This window comes from Candidatus Puniceispirillum marinum IMCC1322, assembly GCF_000024465.1.
In the GTDB taxonomy this organism is placed as follows: Bacteria; Pseudomonadota; Alphaproteobacteria; order Puniceispirillales; family Puniceispirillaceae; genus Puniceispirillum; species Puniceispirillum marinum.
The window spans coordinates 584,533-607,556 of the sequence record NC_014010.1; the positions used below are offsets into that span (position 1 = coordinate 584,533).

At 49.6% G+C, this 23,024-nt stretch carries 19 protein-coding genes; 3 read left to right on the forward strand and 16 right to left on the reverse strand.

All coding sequences use genetic code 11. From position 1 onward, the window contains the following. Positions 1-17 precede the first annotated feature (17 nt). The 5 genes from SAR116_RS02860 to SAR116_RS02880 all read right to left on the reverse strand — a co-directional run bounded on the left by SAR116_RS02860 (position 18) and on the right by SAR116_RS02880 (position 5,585). Positions 18-809, reverse strand: a complete 792-nt coding sequence (locus SAR116_RS02860; RefSeq protein ID WP_041860728.1) for a sulfite exporter TauE/SafE family protein — start codon at positions 807-809, stop codon at positions 18-20. Continuing rightward, entirely contained in the window at positions 806-1,705 is a 900-nt protein-coding gene (locus tag SAR116_RS02865) for a DMT family transporter (protein ID WP_041860729.1), read from the reverse strand. Before SAR116_RS02865 ends, SAR116_RS02860 begins: the two co-directional genes overlap by 4 nt. Beyond that, positions 1,702-3,645 carry a 3-hydroxyacyl-CoA dehydrogenase NAD-binding domain-containing protein gene (locus tag SAR116_RS02870; RefSeq protein WP_013045428.1) on the reverse strand — a complete coding sequence of 648 codons (1,944 nt, stop codon included), beginning with the start codon at positions 3,643-3,645 and terminating at the stop codon, positions 1,702-1,704. The genes SAR116_RS02865 and SAR116_RS02870 overlap by 4 nt, the downstream gene beginning before the upstream one ends. Before the next feature lie 99 nt (positions 3,646-3,744). Beyond that, a complete protein-coding gene (locus SAR116_RS02875) occupies positions 3,745-4,494 on the reverse strand; it encodes a precorrin-6A/cobalt-precorrin-6A reductase (protein ID WP_013045429.1) in 750 nt (249 codons plus the stop codon). Beyond that, a complete protein-coding gene (locus SAR116_RS02880; protein WP_013045430.1) occupies positions 4,494-5,585 on the reverse strand; it encodes a cobalt-precorrin-5B (C(1))-methyltransferase in 1,092 nt (363 codons plus the stop codon). The genes SAR116_RS02875 and SAR116_RS02880 overlap by 1 nt, the downstream gene beginning before the upstream one ends. A 135-nt stretch (positions 5,586-5,720) precedes the next feature. On the opposite strand from SAR116_RS02880, the gene cobA reads away from it, so the two are divergent. Continuing rightward, on the forward strand, positions 5,721-6,620 hold the full coding sequence (gene cobA, locus SAR116_RS02885; protein WP_013045431.1) for a uroporphyrinogen-III C-methyltransferase: 900 nt from the start codon (positions 5,721-5,723) through the stop codon (positions 6,618-6,620). Further along, positions 6,620-7,978, forward strand: coding sequence for a cobyrinic acid a,c-diamide synthase CobB (locus tag SAR116_RS02890; protein WP_013045432.1), 1,359 nt, complete (start codon positions 6,620-6,622; stop codon positions 7,976-7,978). The genes cobA and SAR116_RS02890 overlap by 1 nt, the downstream gene beginning before the upstream one ends. Positions 7,979-7,989: 11 nt before the next feature. On the opposite strand, the gene cobM is transcribed toward SAR116_RS02890, so the two are convergent. The 7 genes from cobM to SAR116_RS02925 are packed head-to-tail and all read right to left on the reverse strand — an operon-like array spanning position 7,990 to position 14,694. Continuing rightward, positions 7,990-8,769, reverse strand: coding sequence for a precorrin-4 C(11)-methyltransferase (cobM, locus tag SAR116_RS02895; RefSeq protein WP_013045433.1), 780 nt, complete (start codon positions 8,767-8,769; stop codon positions 7,990-7,992). Beyond that, the gene (gene cobJ, locus SAR116_RS02900; RefSeq protein ID WP_013045434.1) at positions 8,766-10,622 is read right to left on the reverse strand and encodes a precorrin-3B C(17)-methyltransferase; all 1,857 of its coding nucleotides are present in this window, start codon (positions 10,620-10,622) and stop codon (positions 8,766-8,768) included. The genes cobM and cobJ overlap by 4 nt, the downstream gene beginning before the upstream one ends. Next, on the reverse strand, positions 10,613-11,314 hold the full coding sequence (cobI, locus tag SAR116_RS02905; RefSeq protein WP_041860730.1) for a precorrin-2 C(20)-methyltransferase: 702 nt from the start codon (positions 11,312-11,314) through the stop codon (positions 10,613-10,615). Before cobI ends, cobJ begins: the two co-directional genes overlap by 10 nt. Beyond that, complete coding sequence (locus SAR116_RS02910; RefSeq protein ID WP_013045436.1) at positions 11,311-12,555, reverse strand: bifunctional cobalt-precorrin-7 (C(5))-methyltransferase/cobalt-precorrin-6B (C(15))-methyltransferase; 1,245 nt, start codon at positions 12,553-12,555, stop codon at positions 11,311-11,313. The genes cobI and SAR116_RS02910 overlap by 4 nt, the downstream gene beginning before the upstream one ends. Next, the gene (locus tag SAR116_RS02915; RefSeq protein WP_013045437.1) at positions 12,552-13,241 is read right to left on the reverse strand and encodes a precorrin-8X methylmutase; all 690 of its coding nucleotides are present in this window, start codon (positions 13,239-13,241) and stop codon (positions 12,552-12,554) included. The genes SAR116_RS02910 and SAR116_RS02915 overlap by 4 nt, the downstream gene beginning before the upstream one ends. A 9-nt stretch (positions 13,242-13,250) precedes the next feature. Continuing rightward, positions 13,251-14,402, reverse strand: a complete 1,152-nt coding sequence (locus SAR116_RS02920; RefSeq protein WP_013045438.1) for a sirohydrochlorin chelatase — start codon at positions 14,400-14,402, stop codon at positions 13,251-13,253. After that, entirely contained in the window at positions 14,395-14,694 is a 300-nt protein-coding gene (locus SAR116_RS02925; protein WP_013045439.1) for a DUF6732 family protein, read from the reverse strand. The genes SAR116_RS02920 and SAR116_RS02925 overlap by 8 nt, the downstream gene beginning before the upstream one ends. A gap of 337 nt (positions 14,695-15,031) precedes the next feature. On the opposite strand from SAR116_RS02925, the gene cbiB reads away from it, so the two are divergent. Beyond that, on the forward strand, positions 15,032-16,006 hold the full coding sequence (gene cbiB, locus SAR116_RS02930; RefSeq protein ID WP_041861096.1) for an adenosylcobinamide-phosphate synthase CbiB: 975 nt from the start codon (positions 15,032-15,034) through the stop codon (positions 16,004-16,006). A 9-nt stretch (positions 16,007-16,015) separates the two neighbouring features. On the opposite strand, the gene SAR116_RS02935 is transcribed toward cbiB, so the two are convergent. From SAR116_RS02935 to cobW, 4 genes are read right to left on the reverse strand one after another with little or no spacing between them, the layout of a single operon-like run. After that, a complete protein-coding gene (locus tag SAR116_RS02935; RefSeq protein ID WP_013045441.1) occupies positions 16,016-17,515 on the reverse strand; it encodes a cobyric acid synthase in 1,500 nt (499 codons plus the stop codon). Further along, positions 17,515-18,138 (reverse strand): cob(I)yrinic acid a,c-diamide adenosyltransferase, encoded by a 624-nt coding sequence (gene cobO, locus SAR116_RS02940; protein WP_013045442.1) that lies wholly within the window; start codon positions 18,136-18,138, stop codon positions 17,515-17,517. Before cobO ends, SAR116_RS02935 begins: the two co-directional genes overlap by 1 nt. After that, positions 18,128-21,922: a cobaltochelatase subunit CobN gene (gene cobN, locus SAR116_RS02945; protein ID WP_013045443.1), complete on the reverse strand. Its 3,795-nt coding sequence runs from the start codon at positions 21,920-21,922 to the stop codon at positions 18,128-18,130. The genes cobO and cobN overlap by 11 nt, the downstream gene beginning before the upstream one ends. After that, the gene (gene cobW, locus SAR116_RS02950) at positions 21,909-22,985 is read right to left on the reverse strand and encodes a cobalamin biosynthesis protein CobW (protein WP_013045444.1); all 1,077 of its coding nucleotides are present in this window, start codon (positions 22,983-22,985) and stop codon (positions 21,909-21,911) included. Before cobW ends, cobN begins: the two co-directional genes overlap by 14 nt. Positions 22,986-23,024 lie beyond the last annotated feature (39 nt).

Here is a 23,024-nt window from a genome sequence, read left to right on the forward strand (position 1 = left end):
CAGTACCCAGTCTAAAGTCAGCCAGTGAATGCATCAACGAGCAATTTTAAGCCCATAAGCAACAAGACACCATGCGATATATGATAGAAGATGCGATCATTCATGCGCTTGTTCAACCACCAGCCCAGAAAAACACCAATTGGCACAACAGGTAATAACATTGCCGAAATATGCAAGCTATCGTTAGTAAATAGATCAAGCTGTAGATAAAGCGGTGTCTTTAGCAGATCGATAACCATGAAATAGACGCTGAATGTGCCGACAAAGGCTTGCCGTGAAACCCTGTGCGGTAACAGAAACACCTGTGCCGGAATGCCGCCTGACAAAGAAATAAAGCTGGAAATACCTGACAATCCACACCATAGAGCAGCACGTTGCCAGATACGCTTATCAACATAAGCAACCAGAACTGACAAGGCTGAATTCCTGATGATATCGATCCAGTATTTAACACCGGTAACCACGGCAACGACACCGATCAAGGCTGTTAGCATTACGTCGGTAAAATAGTCAAATAACAACCAACCAGCCACCTGTCCCAAAAGGGCAAACAGGCACATGATCGAGACAATTCGCCAGTTACAGAATTTGTACCATATAAATAAAACGCCAATATCGGTTAGCAGGAAAATTGGCAGTAACACAGCCAAAGCCAATTTAGGTGGCAACACAAATAACAAGATCGGCACTGAAGTGGAGGCTAACGCCCCGCCAAAGCCAGATTTGGCAACGGACAACATTAGGACTGACATGGCTGCCATTACCCAGAAAAGAAATGGCGATTCCGCCACTATTTCAAAACCGGTCATGATTTATGCTTTCGTGCCTCGACAAAGGCGATATAGCTAATTGATGACATCACAAGAAAGGCACCTGCCCATGTCGTTATGGCCGGTACTTCGTCGAATAAGATGAAGCCAAAAGCAGCAACAAATAATAATTGGATGAATTTACCTGATTGAGACGCCCACATAGGCCCGCGAAATGACCGCATTATGGCAACATGTGCCAAAGTTGCCAAAAGCCCGATCAAACATACACCAAACCAATGTGATAATGTCATCGGCTCCCAGACTAGCAATGCGGGAATGAACAAAATCAAGGCAATCAGCACCGATAATGTGATGATGATCATTTTGTCATCGTAGTTTGCTTTAAGTTTTTTGGCGATCAATTCGGATGACGCAAAGGCAGGCCCTGCGGCAAAAATTGCCAGCATGCCAATATTAATATCGGCAAAGCCCGGGCGTACGATCAATAAAGCCCCGCTAAATGAGACCAGAATGGTGATCATGCGCGGCACGGTTAGTATCTCACCAAACATCAGGGCCGCGCCGATCACAACATAGACAGGGACAAGGTTAAGCATGGCATTTACATCAGCCAGCGCTGCATGCAGAACGGCAAAGAACCAAAGAAACACCGCGGCCCCATGCAAACAGGCACGAATAAGAAACAAGCTACGATGTTTACTTTTCAAAAACCCAAGGCTTAGCCTGCCAGCAAAGGGAACCAAAATCAGGGCGCCAATGGCATAGCGTAAAAAGGTTGTCTGCGTGGTTGGCAAATCGATCAGCAAAAGACGAACAGTGAGCATCACACCTGCAAACATCAACACCCCGACCATCATCCACATTAAAGCGGCTATGATCTGATTACTATATATTGTCGATGGAATGCCGACGTTATCAGGCGCGGGTTTCAAACTATAGCCAACGCTGGATTGTCATCCGCCCAGAACAATGGCCCGCCAGTATGGGCAGCAAAACCCACACCAAAAAGCATGGCGGCATCTGCCATATCCCTAGATGTAACAACACCTTCTGTAACCGCCGCCCGGCATTCAGCCACAAGAGGCGTCAGCAACCGTAACGCAATTGCCTGTAACGCATCTGCATCATAAGATGCTCGTGGCCGTATAGCTTTTTTATCATCCCATTGATAAAAGCCCTGCCCACTCTTGCGGCCAATGGTTCCAGCGTTAATCAACGTTTGCAGTCGTGATTGGGACGTTTCCGACATGCCGAGGACAATGCCGGCATCATGACATACATCAAGCCCAATCTGATCCGCCAATTCAATGGGCCCCATAGGCATGCCAAATTCAACTAGCGCCTGATCGATCATATCGGCGTTTTCACCATCAATCACGGCATCGATAGCGGCAAACAAATAGGGAAGCAATGCCCGGTTCACCATGAAACCCGGAGATGATTTACAGGCAATTGGTAATTTTTTCATAGCCCCTGATACACACATGGCACGATGAATCGCGTCAGCATCACTGGCCTGGGTATGGACAATTTCAACCAATGGCAAAACCGGCACCGGATTGAAGAAATGCATGCCAATTAGACGCTCAGGTTTTTTCAGCGCAGCACCAATATCTTCAATAGGAATCGCCGAAGTGTTTGTCGCCATGATCGCGCCAGCTTTCATTTTGGTTTCGGCGTCGGCAAAGACCTTTTGTTTAAGATCAAGGTTTTCCGCTACCGCCTCAATCAACAGATCGGCGTCATGAAGCCCGGTGCCTGTATGATCAACATGCAAACGGTTTTTTGCCGCCGCCGCCATATCCGGTGACCTCAAACGGCGATCATACAGGCCATGAGCACGTTTTACAGCCGACTCAATGGCCTCAACATTGATATCCTGAAGCGTAACCTTAAACCCACTCATTGCCGCTACCGCCGCAATATCACCGCCCATGACACCTGCACCGATGACATGAATATGGGTGACATCACTGTTGCCACGGCCTTGTTTTTTTACTGCATCATTCAAGGCAAAAACACGCCGTAAACCTCGTGAGGCACCCCCCATCATCAAGCGGGCAAAAATATGGCTTTCCGCCGTAATCAACCGAGCCTGATCCGGGTTTTCCATGGCGAAATGACGTAAAATCTCAAATGGGGCTGGCGTGTTGTTTTCGGTAAAACGCGCTTCAATTTTAGCGGTTTCTACAGCAATCAGATCCGTTGAATCCACAATTAGAGGATCTGGCAATTCACGACCTTTATAGGCTTTAATTATTTTAATAGCTTCGGCTTTTAATTCATTGTTATTATTTACCAATAAATCAATTGCATTGCATGATTTTGCATCCTTGGCCTTTAGCGGTTTACCATAAAGCACCATATCCAAAGCTGTCGCAAGGCCTACCCTTTTGAATATACGGCCCGTACCACCATAACCAGGTAAAAGCCCAAGATTGACCTCCGGAAAGCCAATTTGCACAGATGGATCATCAACGCCAACAATGACATCAAACCCAAGGGCTAATTCATAACCGCCACCAAGGGCAACACCATCAATCAATGCCACCGTCGGGCATGGCAAATCGTCTATGCGCTGGATCGTTTCAAGGGTTTTGGCAATATGGGCTTTCACCACATCTTCGCTTGAGAATGCTTCAAATTCATTGATATCAGCACCAAAAATAAAACCGCGGTTTTTATGCGAATGAAGCACCAGCCCTGTTGGCGGGGCATCAGATAGACCTTTTGATATGTCTGCCAATTCGCGCAAAACAGCTGTGGTAAGTACATTGACCGATTTGTCCGCCACATCAAGGCCAAGCCAGACAATGCCATCATCGTCGCGTTCGACATGCCAATGGTCATATTTAATATTTGTTACGTGCATCTTTATTCCAATTTATGAGTATCGCGCCAACGCCAGTGATATCTATTCCCGCCTCATCCTTTTATAACAGCCAGTTACATACTGGCAAAGGATGCAAGACTAAAACATATGCTTAATATGTCGCAAAATTTCGGCTATGTCGCCAGAAATGAATTGATCAGAGGTGTTATCCTGCATATCGGCTTTAGGGCGTGTAAGCAACCAGACTGGCAAAGCAAGCGAACGCGCCGCGTGCAGTTTGGCAATACTGGCATTGCCACCTGAATTCTTGGCACAAATATGTGTAATGGCATGAGCTTTAAAAAGCGCTTCCTCATCTTCACTCATTTTGTTAGGTAATGATTCTATAAATTTGAAATTATGTGATTTATTAACATTTTCTGTCTTCAACCCTCGTGCCAAAACATCTATGTGATCAGCATCTTGAAACGCTGGCAAAGCCGCGCTTCCGCCTGCCAGAAACACACGAGCACCGGCGGGAAGTGCTTGTGCCATTTCTGTCCAGCTATCAAAATAGCGCCAATGATCACCTTTGCCTGCCTGCCATGCCGGACGCATATATCTTATCAGCTTCACACCTGACATTGTAGCCGCCGCATGGGCATTCTGGCTCATCTGCGTGGCATAAGGATGGGTTAAATCAATGATGGCATCGACATTATGGGTTGCGCAATAACCGGCCAGCCCAGAAGCGCCACCAAATCCGCCTTTTCTAGTTGGCACCAGTAAATCGATTGGTGATGGCGTCACCCCAGCGAGAGACGCCGTAATCGTGAAGCGTACATCATCTTTCAATTCACCAATGATGAACCGTGCTTCGCTTGTGCCAGCCAAAATCAGCAGATGCATCACGATTCCAAACGACCAGCACGCCCTAGCAAGGCACCGTCACGGCTGACAACAAATATTTCAACCGCAATATCATTCCGCTTCAGATAGGTCATTGCTGCATCAAGCGCCTGTTCGGCAATAATGGTCGCCAATGCGTGCCTCTGTTCAGGGTCAGCCATCTGTGCAATTTCAAGCACGCTGTTCGCATGCGCCACCGCATCATAACGGAACCCCAAAGGTTCTGCCAATAGTGCCAGCTTTTCAAAATCCACCTGCGATCGTGCCGAATGAAGATCAACCGCACCTTGTGCCATTTTCACCAACTTGCCAAAACCACCAGCTATGGTCAGACGCGGCACTGGGTTTTTGCGCATATATTTGAGCATACCACCTACAAAATCACCCATATCAAGCAAAGCTATATCAGGCAGATCATAGCGTTCTTTGGCAAACCCTTCAGATGTGGCACCGGTTGACCCAATTACATGCGGCAAGGCATTCGCCCGTGCGACGTCTATGCCACGATGAATCGAAGCGATCCATGCTGAACAGGAAAAAGGCCGTACAACACCTGTTGTGCCCAGAATTGAAATGCCGCCTTCAATTCCCAGTCGCGGATTCCATGTTTTCAGGGCAATCTTGTCACCATCTGGCACCGAAATTTCAATTTCAACATCACCAGTGCCCCCAAGTGACGTTGCCAAATCATCAATAACGGCACACATCATCTGGCGCGGCACCGGATTAATCGCCGGTTCGCCCACATCAATGGGTAAACCGGGTTTGGTGATAACGCCTACGCCAGATCCCTGACGAAACACCACACCGCTATCAGGCGCGCCCAAGCGTACAGTAGCGCAAATCATCGCACCATGCGTGACATCCGGATCATCGCCTGCATCCTTGACAACGCCAGCGCATGCCCAGCCTTCTCCCGAACTGGTTGTGGCTATTTCCAAATCGGCATTTTTGCCGCTTGGCGTCACAATAGTGACGCGATCAGGAAACTCGCCCGTCAGCAAAGCCATGTAGGATGCATTGACCGCGGCACTTGCACAAGTGCCCGTTGTCCATCCGAACCGTAAATTAGAGCTTAGCGTTGACGTCATGGGTTTCTGTCATTTTGTCTGAATGTGATAACCGCTTCATTTGCCGTCAAATTTTCGTGCAAAGGACAGCTAACAAGGATAATATCGCGCGTAATGACCAATGATAACAACCAAAATCAGACAGGTGTAGTGTCAATGACACAGGATGTTACCAATTCTGACCTCCAGACTGGCAAGCCAAACGGCATTTTGCCGGCGCTTGATAGCGTTGATTGGCCAGTTTTTGAAGCTGGATGGGTGTGGATGGTTGGCGGCGGCCCTGGTGACCCCGGATTATTGACCCTGCATGCGCTAAATGCCCTGCAACAAGCTGACATCATCATTTATGATGCGTTGGTTGATAAGGCGCTTTTATCCTGGGCAAAGCCAGATGCCGTGATTGAATATGCTGGAAAACGTGGGGGCAAACCCTCGCCAAAGCAACGCGATATTTCATTACGCCTAATTGAACTCGCCCAAGCCGGCAAGCGCGTTTTACGCTTGAAAGGGGGCGACCCATTTGTCTTTGGTCGCGGCGGCGAGGAAGCCCAAACGCTGGTGCAAGCTGGTATTAAGCTACGAATCATTCCGGGTATTTCAGCTGGCATTGGCGGTCTTGCCTATGCTGGCATTCCGGTGACGCATCGTGATGTGAACCAGTCCGTAACCTTTTTGTCCGGACATGACCGAACCGGCCTAATGCCATCAGCACTTGACTGGGACGCCTTGTCCAAAGGGTCGCAGGTCATAGTGATGTATATGGCCATCAAACATATGCCTGATATCTGTGAAAAGTTAATCGCCGCTGGTCGTGATCCACATGAGCCGGTTGCCGTGGTCAATAACGCAACGCGCGATGACATGCAGGTGCTGGAAACAACGCTGGTTAAAGCCCATGAAGATATAACTAGATCGGGCATTGGCGCGCCAGCGATTGTCTGTATAGGTCGGGTCGCGTTGATGCGGCAATGCCTTGACTGGATGGGACAAATGCAGGGTGTTCCTCCACGCAATCTTGATCCTCTTGACGTAAGGTCAGAATCGGAAACCGGATAATGGCGTGCTCAGGCTTTGTTGTTAGCGGTTTGTCATCAGGCAGTGGCAAAACTGTCATTACCCTTGGCCTGTTAAATGCGTTTCGGAAAGCAGGTGTCGCGATTGCTGCGGCAAAATCTGGCCCTGATTATATTGATAGCGCCTTTTTAAAAGCCGCAGCCGGTCAGGCAGCGATCAATCTTGATAGTCACGCCATGACACCGACATTGATTGACAGTCTGCTCCACAGGCATATCGCACGCCACCATGCCAAAACATTGATTGTCGAGGGGGTGATGGGGCTGTTTGACGGCACGCATAATGGCCGTGGTAGTACGGCTGATCTAGCCTGTCATCTGGATCTGCCGGTTATCCTTGTCATTGATGTCCGCAATACGGCGCAAAACGCTGCTGCACTAGCCGCCGGACTTGATCATATTCTGCGCCAGCATGCAAAACAGCGCTACTCAGGCGCATCAGGCACACATATCGCTGGCCTTATATTAAATCATGTGGCGTCAGCACGTCATCATACACTGATCGCCGAAGCCATGTCACATTATGACATTCCCATGCTTGGCAGCATCCCGACAACGGCTGATATTGATGTGCCATCTCGCCATCTTGGCCTTGTTCAAGCTGCCGATCTGGCCGCATCCGGTCGCCTAGATAGCGTGATTGACGCGGCGACAAAGCTGGTCGAAACGCATCTTGACCTGAACCTTATTCAGAAACTTGCTACGCCGCTTTCATTACAAGCTACATCACAAACGGCACTTGGTGCCCCCGCCCAGCATATTGCCATTGCGTCTGATGCGGCCTTTGGCTTTAGCTACAGCCATATCATCGATGAATGGGCATCATCAGGTGCTACAATATCACCCTTTTCACCGTTGAATGATGAAGCACCGCATGTTGATGCCGGATTTGTCTATATACCGGGGGGGTATCCCGAACTGCATTTGCAAAAATTAAGCACCGCCACTCAATTCATGGCTGGGCTTCAACAGATGGCTAGCCGAAACGTGCCCATATATGGCGAATGCGGTGGCTTTATGGTTTTGGGTGATGCTATCGTTGATGCCGATGGCAATCGCTTTGCCATGGCCGGCCTACTGGAGCTGGAAACCAGTTTTGCCAAACGCAAACTTCATCTTGGCTACAGAACACTGACCACCAAACAGGCAGGATTGTGGAACAATAAACTTGCCTCCACCCTGATGGCGCATGAATTTCATTATACAACAGCAACCAGAATGGCTGGTGAAGCACTGTTTGATGCCAAAGATGCCGCGTCTAACGATGTCGGCACTATGGGGCTTATTAAGGGAAGCGTTACTGGCTCATACGCGCATATTATCGCCGCCATCGAGGCTTAGGTTTTTGGTTTTTATTTTTGCTTTGCGTTGTCCTTTTTGGGCCGCAAGACATGGACATGATCTGCGTCGTATAAGGCGCTATCACGAAAATCAATGTCCTGAACAAGACTTTTGCCAACAAATATCAACGCTGTACGGGTGATTTTTTGCGCCTGTGCGGCTTTGTGCATATGTGCCAAATCAGTGTGGATATATGCCTCATCAGGCCAGCCAACACGATAAGCAATGATGACCGGACATTCAGCCCCATAAAAGGGTGTCAAATCCCGTTCTATCTGGCGCAAATTGCGGACGGATAAATGAATTGCCAAAGTGGCTCCCGTGCGGCCAAGACTTGTCAGTTCTTCGCCTTTGGGCATGGCCGAGGATTTCATCGCTGTGCGGGTCAGGATAAGGCTCTGGCTGACCTCAGGGATGGTTAATTCAATACCAAGCGCCGCCGCCGCCGCCGCATAAGCCGACACGCCGGGGGTGATGTCATAATCAATGCCAAGCACCTTTAGCCGCCTTATTTGTTCAGCAATTGCGCCATATAGTGACGGATCACCCGAATGAACACGCGCCACATCCATACCCTTGTCATGCGCGGCGGTAATTTCGGCCAGAATTTCATCAAGCGTCAGGGAAGCCGTATCAATAACACGCGCATCAGCCGGGGCTGATGCCACGACAGCCTCGGGCACCAAAGATCCGGCATAAAGACAGACCTGACAGCTTTCGATCAGACGCAAACCCCGAACGGTAATTAATTCAGGGTCACCAGGTCCGGCACCAATGAAGTGAACAGTCATGACTTTGATTCCTTGCCTTTAGAGACCGCGTTATCAAGATGTTTGGCGTAACCCCGCGGGGTATAAATCGCGGGCCCTGTCCCCCGTTCAAACATCCGTGATGACCCCGCGCCAACCATAACAACGGTCAGCATATCGACTTCGTTAATATCTAATGTGCCAAGCGTTCGATAGATCAGGTTTTCGTCAGGACGCCCCAGATTTTGCGCCAATAGAACCGGCACGGCATCACCACGATAGGAAATCAGTATATCTCTTGCCGTTGCCAATTGACTGCGCCGGCGCATCGAAACCGGATTATAAAAGGCGATAACAAAATCGCCTGCCCCGGCGGCATGAATACGTTGTTCAATGGCAGTCCATGGGGTTAATAAATCGGAAAGAGAGATGGTACAAAAATCATGACCAAGCAAAGCGCCTGATCGTGCGGCAGCCGCCTGAAGCGCTGAAATGCCTGGTGCGCTGACAACGTCAACCCGGCGCGCAGCATCACTAACGCCGCCATCATCATCTGTACGATCAAGCAATTCAAATACCAATGCGCCCATTGCGTAAATACCCGCATCACCAGAACAGATAATAGCCACATCCTTGCCAGTCGCGGCTGTTTCCAGCGCATAACGGCAACGTGCTTCTTCCTCGCCAAGCTTGAAATCTCGCCGTGGAATATGGGCAGCTATCGCGCCAAGTATATCGATATATAGACCATATCCAACCAATTCATCAGCCATCTGCACCATGCGTGATGCCTCAGGCGTGCGCCACGAACTTTGTCCCGGGCCAATCCCTATCAACATAACCCGACCAGTTTTACGCCCCCCCAGCATAGTGATATCAGCACATGGTTGATCAAGCAAAGCCACCGCCATAGTTGATGATGCTGATTTTTGCTTTTCGACAAGCAGTCGTCCGTTTATGCCAGATGCCGCCAGTGCGGCGGCCTCGGCCACTCCATGCGCCCCTATTTCTGCATGGACAACTTCCGAGGGATTAGCCAAACGCGGCGTTTCAGCTTCAAGACGGGCAACGTCATAAACCAGAAACGGGACATCAAGATGTGCTGCCAAAGCCTTTATGGCTGGCTCATCAGCCTTAATATCCACTGACACCACAGCCGCAATCGCTGACGGGTTTAGATCATGCGCGTCGAGATGCGCCAAAACATGCGGCATCAGTTCCTCAACTGCACAACCTCTTGCGCACCCAACACCCAGAACAAGTTGCTGCGGACAATAAACAAGCTGATTATTTGCGGGAGCTAGAGCCTGCATGGTTGCGGTGAGAACGACATCATCACCATGCGGCACCTTAGCCAGCCATGAATCTAATGATGCCTGTGCCTCACCATCACGCTTTGCGCCTGTTCCTGCCAGCAAGCTTGCCATAACGGGTGCGGCCTGATCCGGGTTTGCCAAGCGCCATCCTTGTGGGGGTTCATCTAAGGATGCCGACCATGCGATATTGCCAGCCATGGTCACGGCGATATGGCTATCATTTTCAGATGCTAATGCTTTGGCTATCCTAAGCCCGCCATGATGCCCGCCCAGTAATGGGACAATATTTACCCCATCATCGGACATCGCCAATACGGGGGCATCAGCTGTTTTATGCGACAAATACGGCGCTACCGCGCGAATCAGAATGCCCGATGCGCATATACCTATTATCGGACGTCCGGCAACGAATAATGCACCGATATGGGCTATTGTATCATCAAACAGATATGGCGCATCAGGGCAGCGGCTTTGCAGACCGTGAATATCGGCTTCAATACGCGACGCCAATGATCTGGCAAGGGTCAGTCCAGAAGCCGTCAATGCGACCATAACAGGACGCCGTGAGGTTAAAGCCATGGGTCATCACCCTTATATAAAATAATCATTGAGAAATAAGGTGCGTCATCGGGGGCATCAGATAATTTGTGACAGGTTTGGTGCGATAATGACGCGTGGCTGACATAGCGGGCTGTTTCGGCATAACCAAGCCGTTCAAACAGGCTACGAACCCGCGCAAGATGCCGTCCCACCTTGATAATGACTATCGCTTCGGCAGCTTTTATACCCGCTTCGAGCGTTGTATCATCAAGCGGTGCGGGCAAAATGGTCAATATATCATTACGCGCCACAAGCGGATGAGCCACCGCCGCCGCACACGCTGTCATCGAGGTGATGCCGGGGATGATTTCAACTTCGTAATCACGCAGACGTGCCAGCAGATACATGAAAGAGCCGTAAAATAGCGGATCCCCCTCGCATAGCACAACAACATCACGCCCAGCATCAAGATGGGTTTTGATCACTTCGGCACCCTGATCATAGATGCTTTGCGCTGGCATTCGCCCGCTTCGCATTGGCACCACCATCGGGATTTCAATAGCATCGCAAGATATGGCATCAGCCACAATAGAACGGGCAAAGCTGACACCATTGTCAGGTGCCGGATAGGCAATCACCGTTGCCGCTTCAACCAGACTCCATGCGCGGCGGGTGACAAGTTGTGCGTCGCCAGGCCCCGTGCCGACGCCATATAACCTGCCTAAGCTCATAGGCTTGATCCACTTGTATTGATGTTTTTCCGCCAAACCCATTGTGTTACCGGCATAAGGGCACGCCAGCCATGATATCCTCCAACCGGATCAGCGTGATTGACAGCTATGCGTGTTAAATCGCCTTTTGTCGCTTGCCAAGATGACAGCAAAATGGCTTCACTTTCGAGCGTTACCGCATGGGCAACAAGAACACCACCCGGACGAAGTTGTTGCTGGCAAAGCGCTATTAACGCGGGGGACAGACCACCACCAATAAAGATAGCATCCGGTGTTGGCAGGCCAAATAGCCCATCGGGCAAGGATGCGTGAATGGCGTGATAGCCAGCAGCGTCTGGACTATCATGCGAAGCCGAAACCCCGTGACGGCGGGCATTAGCCATCGCACGTTTGATCTGCGCGTCATCGCGGTCAATCGCATAGGCCTTTCCCCGCGGTGCATGGCGCAGAAAATCGATAGATACAGCACCAGATCCAGCACCTACATCCCACAGCACAGCCCCCGGAAAAGGTGATAATTTTGCCAGCGCGCTGGCGCGTAAATCGCGCTTTGTCATCTTGCCGTCAGTTTCAAACAAACTGTCTGAAAGAGCCATGCCTGTTGCACCAATATGATCCGGAACGGTGATCGCCAAAATATGAAAATCAGATATGTCTGCATGCGCCCATGCGCTGGCTATAGCATCAAAACGGGTTTCATATTCACCACCGATATCACCCAGCACAGTGATATGCGCCGAACCATATCCATGATCAACCAGAAGGGCAGCTATATCGGCGGCTGATTGGGCATTTGCTGTCAGCACAAGCAGTCGCGCCCGCGGATAGAGATAGGGAATAATACCCGTTACTGGACGGCCATGCACGGTTACAGTTTCACAATCGGCAAGCGGCCATCGCATGCGCGATGCCGCCATCTGAAATCCAGAAACAGCAGGCATGATTACGCATCTATCATGACCAAAATGCGTGACCAAACTGGAACCGACGCCAAACCATAATGGGTCACCTGTCGCCAGAATTACGATATTTCCAACAGTCGCCTCGAGTTTGGTAGTCAAATCAGAAAAAGGTGTAGGCCAGCTTTCGATTATGCCATCTGTATCAATCGTGGCATGGAACCGTTTCGACGCAAATATGTGATCGGCGGCCTTGATACAAGCAAGTGCATCAGGTGCCAAAGCCATGCACCCCGCTTCGGTAACGCCTATAATGGTAATATTTTGCGGGGCTGTGCTCATCTTGACCGCCCAGCGATCACCGCAAGCGCATTCAATGCCGCCGACGCAATTGCTGACCCCCCAAGAGTACCATGAAGGGTGATAAAGGGCGGCGCATACGGCTGTTCTAACGTGGCATGTTTGGCTGCTACGGACCACTCATCTGCGAGAGAGGCCAGCGCCATTTTTGACTCAGCCGCGCCAATAAAGCCGACAGGAAAACCAAGAATCAAAGCTGGTCTTACTGACTCATCACGCATACGTTCAAGCAAACGAAACAGGGCTGTTGGTGCATTGCCAATAACCACGATCCCGCCCTCAAGCCGTTCGTCCCATAGATCAACCGCCGCCGCCGAGCGTGTGGTTTTGTCAGCTAGGGCTCTGGCAGGTGTTTGCGGATCGTTTAATGTCACCCGAACCGGGTTATCTGCAGGTAGAAAACGTCGTGTTATACCCGATGCAACCATTTCACAATCACAAAAAATATGCGCGCCAGCTCGTAAAGCGGTAACCGCAGTTGATGTAGCATCCGCATCAATAACCAGCTGTTCAGCCACATCAACCATGCCACACGCATGAATGATACGGATCGCTATTTCGGCATCATCACCTGAAAAAGTGCCCAGCTGTGCCTGTTCACGAACATGCGCAAAGGATGCGTCGTAAATGGTCTGCGGGTCTTTGATATAGGAATAGGTTGTTGTCATCAGCGCCAATCACCTATCTGATTCCTGACTGGACTTGGGTTTGTAGTTGCGCACCGATTCCGGCCCATGCGGATGTTTTGCATGCGGATAAGGCTGATGCGTATGCCCATGATGATGGTCATGATCGTGGTGATGGTCATGATCGTGGGCATGATCGTGGCCGTGATCATGGTGGTGGTCACTGTCAAGGCGACACGCACCGCTACAGAAGCTATCACATAATTTACAATCTTCGACATTGCTACCGGGGGCTGAAATTCCCTGCCCCTCGACGTGATGATGATGACTTTCCTGTGCCACACCAACATCAGCTTCAAAACCCAGCACTTGCGCGCGGTATTTACACAAAGCACAGTTCATATTGTTATTACCATCAATGATCTCACGAACCCGATCGGCAAAGGTTGCAATCACTTTCGGATGGTCATTCAGATAGCTGGCCTTAATAAATTCAATATCCGGATAATGCGCTGCCACTTCATCGGTAAAGCCATAAATACGGTCAATCAGAATGCCTGAAAATAGGAAATACGGAAACACAACAACACGTTTATAGCCAAGCCGCGCTACATGCTCGAGGCATGGCTGGACAAGGGGAAAGGTTACGCCGCTATAGCCAACTTCTGCCCAGCCAAACCCCATACCTTCCCACAGCATCCGGCAAATTTTGGAAACATTGGAATTCGCATCAGGATCAGAGGCACCGCGCCCGATAACAACAAGGCAAGTATCAGCAATATCAACCGCACCATAGGTGGCGTTCGCTTCATCGACTGCGGATTTAATCCGATCACCAGCCGCTTGCAGCATTTGCAGATCGATCGCCAATTCACGGCCATATTGTATCGTAATATCATGTTCAGCCGCATAGGTGTTAAGTACCGATGGAATATCATTTTTGGCATGGCCAGCCGCAAACAACATGCCTGGCACCGCCAGAACATGCGTCACCCCTTTTGCACGCAAAGCATCCAGACCTGTTTTGATCACAGGTGTTGCAAATTCCAGATAACCATATTCGACAGGCCAGTCCGGAAACAAAGGTGCCAGTTTTTCCGCAAGTACGGCAAATTCCGTGACTGCGGATTTTGACCGTGAACCATGACCACATATCATCACACCATATTTTGGCGGTGTTTGCGTTTCATTAACATCATGCATTTTGTTCTGTCCCTTCGGTCACATCGGGAAGTTCACCCCCATCATCAGCATTGTCACCAGTATTACCTCTGGCACCGTTAGCTGATTTAATATCACTATCTTGTCTTCGCTTACGGTTTATAGCCAGAATGCCAGCCAGACCAACAGCCAGACCGCCTAGCACGGCACCCGCTATATGGCTATGACCGGCAAATTCGCCGAAATGCCCAATATGCGCAAATGCAGGCGCGCTGGCCATATTCAAGATAATACCGAAACCGAATATCAATAAGCAGGATTTGTTCTTATACATTCATATCTCACGTCACAAATTGTTACATCATGAATCAGGTGAGATATGTTTTGGATAGAAGCAAAGCAAAAACTAGAAACACAGCCATTTTGCTGCGTCATAGATCTTGGCTCGGGGCCCGGAATTGGTTGCCTGATTTAGGTCCACCGCACCGGGATCGCTTTCATCTTGTTCACAAGTCCACCGTCCTTGATTATGCATACTAGGAAGTTAGAACAATTACAATTACCCATAACCGCCATTAATTAGGTGAATTGCAACAAGCACGTTGAGCCATATCGCCTATATGGCTTACTATCATCATGGTAAAATACTGTTAGCGGAACATATCATCCTGATGTCTTCATTTTCCGATATAGAATTACGTGCGCTTGTTCTGATTGCGGCTATCTTGATCGACAGGATGGTTGGTGAACCTGCGCTGTTATGGCGGCACTTACCGCATCCAGTCGTTTTTTTTGGAAAATTAATCAGCTTCTGTGACCGAAAACTGAACCAAAAACGCAGAAAATGGACAGGGAGAAGACGACGTCTGCATGGGCTAATGGCCATATTGTTTCTGGTCGTGATTGCTGGCATTGCTGGATATGTGGCATCTTTTGGCGGGCTAATAGCCGATATTGTCATCGTCACTATTCTTATTGCTGGCAAATCGCTACATGATCATATTGATGCCGTTGCTGTTGCTTTACGCCGCGACATTAGTTCTGCCCGATACGCAGTCAGCATGATTGTCGGACGGCAAACCAACAATCTGGATGAAGATGAAATTGCACGTGCTGCCATCGAAACAGGTGCTGAAAACCTATCTGATGGCGTTTTTGCCCCTGCCCTATGGTATCTTGCGCTTGGGTTACCGGGAATTCTTATCTATAAAATGACCAACACGGCTGACAGCATGATCGGCTATAAAAATGCACGCTATCTGGCCTTTGGCTATGGCGCGGCTAAATTTGATGATTTGCTTAACTATGTTCCCGCACGCCTGACAGCTTTGCTAATCGCACTTGCTGGAATGCTCAAAGGCAGTTTACGGTTTTCTACCCTGTATCTTTTTGTCCCTGATGCCCGCACGCATAGCTCGCCAAATTCAGGTTGGCCCGAAGCCGCTATGGCATATGCCTTGGATATTTGGTTGGCCGGATCAAGATATTATGGGAATAGGTTGATTGTCGCGCCACGGATGAATCCTGACGGACGTTTGGTTGAAAGCAACGATATTCAAAAATCACTTGAAATATTGACCACTGCACAAATTCTGTTTCTTTTGGCCATCGCACTGACATTGATATGGTGGCATTTAGCTAGCTAGGTTGGTGACTCAAAGCCCCGCAATTTTTGCAATTTTATCCATATCAAGATGCGTCGCAATATGTTCAGCCAGTTTATCAAGAATTTCATCCACCATATCGTCATAATTGAGCTGGCTTTGTATCCCGCCAAGTTGCTGCATAAAGGCACTGCGAAAATCATTGCTACTGAAAATACCATGCACGTAACTGCCCGCGACCAACCCGCTTGGTGATACAGCTCCTTCCGGACGTCCTTCAATCATCAGTAAAGGGCGATCCCTATCATTTCCGCGCGTTCTGCCAATATGAATTTCATAACCAGAAACCAGAACCCCAGAATCAGCTGTCGTGGCGGCAACCTGTCTGACAGTTTTGTCAGTTGCCAAAAATGTTTCAACATCCAGCAAACCAAGCCCCTCGGCTGATCCTGCCTTACCTTCAATGCCATATGGATCATGTACCCAGTTACCAAGCATCTGATAACCACCACAAAGACCCAGCACACGCCCACCACGCCGGACATGGTTGATAATATCAGCGTCCCAGCCTTGCTGGCGCAAAAAGCCCAAATCAGATATTGTCGCCTTTGAACCGGGTATCAGAATAACATCCGCATCAACAGGCATAACATCACCTGGCTGAACAAGTGTCAGATCGATGCTGGGCTCAACCGACAAAGGATCAAGATCATCAAAATTGGCAATCCGTTGCAACAGCGGCACAGCAATTTTGAGTGCTTTATCTGAGCTGCCCATTGATTGCGATGACCCGATATCAAGGATATCTTCAGCTGGCAAAAGCCGCGCATCGGCAAACCATGGCAATATGCCAACACCATCCCACTTAGTATGGCTTTCGATAATTTTCATACCATCATTAAATAGATTAGTATCGCCACGGAATTTATTGATTAAAAATGCTTTTATCAAATTTGAATCTGCATTATCAAGCACCATATCGGTACCAACAAGACTGGCAATGACCCCACCTCGATCAATATCACCAACAAGAATAACGGGTATATCAGCCGCCTGTGCAAAGCCCATGTTGGCGATATCACCTGCCCGCAAATTTACCTCAGCGGGACTGCCAGCGCCTTCGACAATGACGATATCTGCCGTTGTGCAAAGCCGGTTAAAACTATCCATTACGCGTGGTAACAAGGTGGCTTTATGTGTGCCATATTCCTTGGCACGCATGCTGCCAAAGCGTTTTCCCTGAACGATAATCTGTGCCCCCGTATCCGTTTCAGGTTTGAGTAAAACCGGGTTCATATCAACAGAAGCGGCAACACGACAGGCCAAAGCCTGCAAAGCTTGCGCGCGGCCTATCTCACCACCATCGCTGGTCGCAGCCGCATTGTTTGACATATTCTGGGGTTTGAAAGGTCGGACAGTCAGGCCTTGATTGGCAAAATAACGACACAGGCCAGCGACCAATACCGATTTACCAACATTTGAACCCGCCCCCTGAATCATAAGACATGGTGTTGGCTTGTCTGTTGGTGAAAACACGGCGTGATCAACCATTAAAATTCAACACCAATCTGCGCCTTTATGCCAGAACGGAAAGGATGCTTTATAAGTGACATATCAGTAACAAGATCGGCTATTTCTATCAGCTCTTCAGCCGCATTACGTCCGGTCAGCACAACATGCGTCATGTCTGGCTTTTGCGTTTGCAGGAAGCTGATAACCTCATCAAGCGAAATATACCCATAGCGCAAGGCGATATTGATCTCATCCAGCAAAACCATTGCATTGGTGTCATCCAGAATCAAAGCCTTTGCCTGTTCCCAAGCAGCCAGTGCGGCGGCAATATCACGTTCTTTATCCTGCGTTTCCCAGGTAAAACCCTCGCCCATTGTATGAAACTGGCATAGATCACCAAAATGAGCCGTGATGAGATTGCGTTCACCCGTATCCATGCCCCCTTTGATAAACTGAACAACAGCACACGGCATCTGATGCGCGATACAACGAAAAATCATGCCAAAAGCGGCCGAGGACTTCCCTTTGCCTTTACCCGTATTGATAATGATTAACCCTTTTTCCTGGGTCTTACTGGCCATGATTTTGTCACGCGCCTGTTTTTTCTTAGCCATTTTGCTGTTATGGCGATCTATATCGTTTGGTGCCTGATCATCGGTCATCTTGGTTCCCCCTTCGTTTCTCAAGCTCAGCTTGCACGCTATTGCGTCTTGGTGTCCATAGGCCACGGTCGATGGCCTCTTGAAAGCGTGCCAGCATATCGGCATAGGCCGCGTCATTGGCCGTTTCAAGAAAATCGCGCACAAGGTCATCTTCTATATAGGCTTCATATAAGGCGGTGAAATGATGTTCATCAACCATCCGCGTGGTGGCCGCAAAAGCAAACAGATAATCAACGGTTGCCAGCATTTCAAATGCCCCTTTATAGCCATGTCGCATAGCCCCCGCGATCCATTTGGGATTACTAGCGCGGCCACGAACAACACGGCTGATTTCTTCGGCAAGGCTTCGGATAACGGGGCGCTCAGGTAATGAGTGGTCGTTGTGATAGACGGGCACATCACGCCCTGACAGATGCGCGACGGCGGCAGACAGACCACCTGCAAATTGATAGTAATCATCGCTATCAAGGATATCATGCTCACGATTATCCTGATTATGCAGCACTGCATCTGACGATGCCAACCGAGCTTCTAGCGCATCACGGGCATCAATTCCTGATAATTGTTCACCATAAGCATATGATGACCAAGTCAGAAAAGCTTCGGCAAAATCAGCACGTTGTTCCCAGATACCCTCATCAATCAGAGTTTGCAGACCTGCACCGTAAGCACCTGGCTTGGCACTGAAAATACGCATGGTACTTTGCCGCAACGCATCCTTAAGCGGCACACCATTATCCGTAAGCTTGGTTGTTTCGGCACGGGCAACCGCGGCAAGCGGGTTCTGGTCATCAGGCTCATCAAGTGCCGCAACAGCCTGAACAGCGCGATCAATCAGACTCATCTGTGCGGGAAAAGCATCGCGGAAAAACCCTGAACAACGCAATGAAATATCAATGCGAGGCCGACCCAGCACCGCTAGAGGAATGATATCAAACCCTGTCACACGGCGTGAATTATTGTCCCATTCAGGTTGCACACCCATTAAAGCCAGTGCCTGCGCGATATCATCACCGCCTGTTCGCATGTTTGATGTACCCCATGCCGACAGCACCATCGCCTTTGGCCAGTTACCATGATCAAGCAGATATCGGTCAAGCAACGCATTTGCCGACGCCCATCCCAAACGCCACGCAACCGGTGTTGGCAAAGCCCGGCTGTCAATTGAATAAAAGTTGCGGCCTGTTGGCAACACTTCGGGACGTCCACGTGTTGGCGCACCAGAAGCACCTGCAGGCACAAACTGACCCGCAAGTCCTCGTTGTAGAGCGTCTCGTTCAGCCTCGCCGCATGTATTTAAGGATGGTTTAATCACCGTTAATCCATGCGACAGCACCCTTGCCGATACTGGCCCTGGTGGTTTGATATCACCCGCAACCAGCGCCGCCGCCAGCATATCAAGCCGTTCCACTGTATCACCCTGACTTCGCCAGATGCTATTGGATATTTCAGCAAGAATGGCTGGTTGTGTTCCCTGCCAAGAAACAGCGCGTTCGGCAGTCAAAGGATCAAATAATTCATCCCCAATCGATAATTCAAGATCATCTGCCAACGCCCGAAGCAGTGACGCATGCGCGCCCTCTCCATCATAACGAGGGGTGCGCAAAATCTGTACCAGCAACGCATTCAACAGATCAGGCGCAGCATTACGGCCAAAAATATGCAAACCATCACGGATTTGCAGTTCCTTTAGATCACACAGGAAATTGTCAAGTTTCAGCAGTTTTTCACCAGCAGCATCATCAGGTAGAATGCCGCAATCCTTGGCCAGACCCGCGCGCTCAGCGTCAATCAGAATATCTTCTAAAAGTGCGGTAGAACGGGCTTTATCCATGCCAGCGGCTTCATAATATTCGTCCATTTGCGACTCGATTGCCGCCATGACCCCATGCGAGTCAGCATTTGTCATCGGTGGTGTCAGGTGGTCAAGCACAACCGCCGCGGTGCGGCGCTTGGCCTGTGCCCCTTCACCCGGATCATTGACAATAAAGGGATATAAATGCGGCACCGCCCCCAATACGGCCTCAGGATAACAAGACGCACTCAAAGCAAGCGCTTTGCCAGGTAACCATTCCAGATTGCCATGCTTGCCAAAATGAACCACGGCATCCATGCCCCAGATGTCACGCAACCAGATATAAAAGGCAAAATAATTATGTGGCGGCACCAGATCAGGCGCGTGATAGGTTGCCTTTGGATCGATATTATATCCCCGCGCTGGCTGAACACCGACGACAACATGCCCAAAGGCCAGAACCGGAATGCGGAAAGCCTTACCGTCAAACATGGGATCTTTTTCAGTAGTGCCCCATCGATCAATGACTGCGGATCGCACATCATCCGGCAATGATGCAAAGGCGTGCGCATAAACATCATGGGCTAGCGTTATATGGGATTCGCGCCCTTTCCATCCGGCGTTTGTTGGGCCTTTGCGAAGCGCAGCAATCAAATCGGCACTTGAGTTCGGTAAATTCGTGATTGTGTATCCAGCCACCTGCAAATCACGCAGCGTCTGAAACGCACTTTCTGGCGTATCAAGCCCAACCCCATTGGCAATCCGCCCGTCCTTATTCGGATAATTAGCAAGGATGAAAGCGATCTTTTTATCAGCCGGCTGTTTTTTGCGTAATGTACACCATTTTGCAGCTAAGCTTGCCACAAAACGGGCACGCTCTGGCACCAGCACATAATGCGTTGTCATGGCATGTGTAACAGCATCTTTGCTTAGTGGCTTTTTAAAGGCGATGGCGCGCGATAAAATTCGGCCATCCAATTCAGGCAAAGCCACATTCATCGCCAAATCACGCGCGGTTAGACCTGCCGAATTATCCTGCCAATCAGACGCACGGTTTGACGCCAGAACCACCTGAAAGACCGGCGCATCAACGGTGCCAAACGGCCCTGCCGAGCGCATATTCTGCTTGGCTGGTTGCATATTATCCACTGCCGACGGGTCAGAGACAGCAAAAGAGGTCATGTTTAAAATAACATCCGCTTTCGCCGTATGAAGACATTCAGCAACGATACTCGCTGATTGGGCTTCTTTAAGGCTAGACGCATAAATAGCTAGTGGGTTCATACCTGCGGCAATACAGGCCTCTATCAACCCGTCAATGGGCGCCAAATCACCAGCTTGCACAAGCGCCCGATAAAACACCAATGCCGCCACCGGCCTTGTTTGATCCCCCCATTGTGAACGAATGGTATCAAAGTCCGGCAGGTCACAATCCGGCCAATAAAGTCCTGCCCGGAGAAGTGGCCTGGCTGGCGGCGCATTCTGAGTATCATTGGCAATATCATAAAGACGCAGGAAAAAACTTTCGGCGTTCATCAAACCACCACCGTCAAGATAAGCGGCAAGGTCAGCGCATATTGCGGTATCAACCGAGGATAAATAGTCAAGTTCGGCATCCGGCTTGCCATCGCCCGAAATAAAGATAACCTTAATATCAGTATTTTGCGCTAGCTGACGCAGTTGCTGGGTACCATATGACCAGTAAGACGCCCCACCAAGCAAACGTACAACAATAATACGCGCTTTAGCCGCTGTTTTTTCGATATATAAATCAACCGAATAGGGATGTGTCAGACTCAGGTAATTCGCAATGCGAATATCACCAATAGCTGCATTTTTTAATTTTAATGACGCGGCCGCATTAGCCAGCAAGCTGACCTCGGTATCGGCCGAAGATAAAATGACAATATCACCTGGGGGCTGGGCTAGATCGACTGCCTCTTCAGAGTCATATAAGGCACCACTTTCATCAATTTTAAGAAGATGCATCAGCCAAACTACCGCCAAGCTGGCTTGCGATTGCCGCCCCGTCAAGCCCAGCCAGACCAATCACAACAAGCTGACCAACTCTAGCCTCGGTATCGCGTGCATAATAGCTATCCACACGCTTGCCAACAGCCTGTACAACCAGAGGAAGTGCTTTACCGGCTTCCTGTAAACGACCCTTGGCACGCAGAATACCATGCTGACCAGCCAGTTCGGCCAGCTGGGCAGTAAATGTTGCCGCGCTATCAACCGACCCCATCGAAATGATAAAAGAGGCAAATTCATCATGGCCATGTTCATGTTCGTGATGATGATCTGGATCATCATCATGATGGTGATGGTGGTGATGTGCATGTTCGGCGCGCGCATGCGCCTGATCTTCCATATCCAGCCCTAAAATCGCATCCATAGGGGCAACGCCGCCAGCAACCGAAATAATGGGCGTTGGTTCGTCAAGATGGCGTTCAACCATGGTCCGTGCTTTTGCCGCCCCGTCATCATCCAACATGTCGGCTTTTGATATGACAATCAGATTGGCTGCGGATATCTGGTCTTCAAATAACTCATCAATCGGGCTTTCGTGATCAAGTTCCGCATCCGCCGCACGTTGCGCTTCGAGTGCCTCAAGATCATGGGCAATCCCCCCCATGGCCAGCGCTGGCCCATCAACCAATGTAACAACCCCATCAAGCATCACCCGCGATTTGATGTCTGGCCAGCCAAAGGCCTGAACCAGCGGTTGCGGCAAAGCCAGACCCGATGTTTCGATCACGATATGATCGGGGGGCGGATCCTGTGCCAGCAATGTCTGAATACTGGGCAGAAAATCATCAGCAACCGTGCAACAGATACAGCCATTCGCCAGCTCGATGATATCTTCAGCACGGCATGAATCAGCACCACATTCCTGCAGCATGTCGCCATCCATTCCAATATCCCCGAATTCATTGACGATCAGTGCCAGCCTTTTGCCATTAGCCTGCATGATTATATTGCGGATCAGGGTTGTCTTTCCCGAACCAAGAAAGCCGGTAATAACAGTTGCTGGAATACGGGCTTGTGACATGAAAACCTTCTTTGACTGATTGCTAGAGATAACCAACTA

What these genes read in the sequence shown, in the direction of transcription:
- SAR116_RS02860 (WP_041860728.1), bottom strand. Translation starts at nt 809, where the DNA reads ATGACCGGTTTTGAAATAGTGGCGGAATCGCCATTTCTTTTCTGGGTA.
- SAR116_RS02870 (WP_013045428.1), bottom strand. Translation starts at nt 3,645, where the DNA reads ATGCACGTAACAAATATTAAATATGACCATTGGCATGTCGAACGCGAC.
- SAR116_RS02875 (WP_013045429.1), bottom strand. Translation starts at nt 4,494, where the DNA reads ATGCATCTGCTGATTTTGGCTGGCACAAGCGAAGCACGGTTCATCATT.
- SAR116_RS02880 (WP_013045430.1), bottom strand. Translation starts at nt 5,585, where the DNA reads ATGACGTCAACGCTAAGCTCTAATTTACGGTTCGGATGGACAACGGGC.
- cobA (WP_013045431.1), top strand. Translation starts at nt 5,721, where the DNA reads ATGACACAGGATGTTACCAATTCTGACCTCCAGACTGGCAAGCCAAAC.
- SAR116_RS02890 (WP_013045432.1), top strand. Translation starts at nt 6,620, where the DNA reads ATGGCGTGCTCAGGCTTTGTTGTTAGCGGTTTGTCATCAGGCAGTGGC.
- cobM (WP_013045433.1), bottom strand. Translation starts at nt 8,769, where the DNA reads ATGACTGTTCACTTCATTGGTGCCGGACCTGGTGACCCTGAATTAATT.
- cobJ (WP_013045434.1), bottom strand. Translation starts at nt 10,622, where the DNA reads ATGGCTTTAACCTCACGGCGTCCTGTTATGGTCGCATTGACGGCTTCT.
- cobI (WP_041860730.1), bottom strand. Translation starts at nt 11,314, where the DNA reads ATGAGCTTAGGCAGGTTATATGGCGTCGGCACGGGGCCTGGCGACGCA.
- SAR116_RS02910 (WP_013045436.1), bottom strand. Translation starts at nt 12,555, where the DNA reads ATGAGCACAGCCCCGCAAAATATTACCATTATAGGCGTTACCGAAGCG.
- SAR116_RS02915 (WP_013045437.1), bottom strand. Translation starts at nt 13,241, where the DNA reads ATGACAACAACCTATTCCTATATCAAAGACCCGCAGACCATTTACGAC.
- SAR116_RS02920 (WP_013045438.1), bottom strand. Translation starts at nt 14,402, where the DNA reads ATGCATGATGTTAATGAAACGCAAACACCGCCAAAATATGGTGTGATG.
- SAR116_RS02925 (WP_013045439.1), bottom strand. Translation starts at nt 14,694, where the DNA reads ATGTATAAGAACAAATCCTGCTTATTGATATTCGGTTTCGGTATTATC.
- cbiB (WP_041861096.1), top strand. Translation starts at nt 15,032, where the DNA reads ATGTCTTCATTTTCCGATATAGAATTACGTGCGCTTGTTCTGATTGCG.
- SAR116_RS02935 (WP_013045441.1), bottom strand. Translation starts at nt 17,515, where the DNA reads ATGGTTGATCACGCCGTGTTTTCACCAACAGACAAGCCAACACCATGT.
- cobO (WP_013045442.1), bottom strand. Translation starts at nt 18,138, where the DNA reads ATGACCGATGATCAGGCACCAAACGATATAGATCGCCATAACAGCAAA.
- cobN (WP_013045443.1), bottom strand. Translation starts at nt 21,922, where the DNA reads ATGCATCTTCTTAAAATTGATGAAAGTGGTGCCTTATATGACTCTGAA.
- cobW (WP_013045444.1), bottom strand. Translation starts at nt 22,985, where the DNA reads ATGTCACAAGCCCGTATTCCAGCAACTGTTATTACCGGCTTTCTTGGT.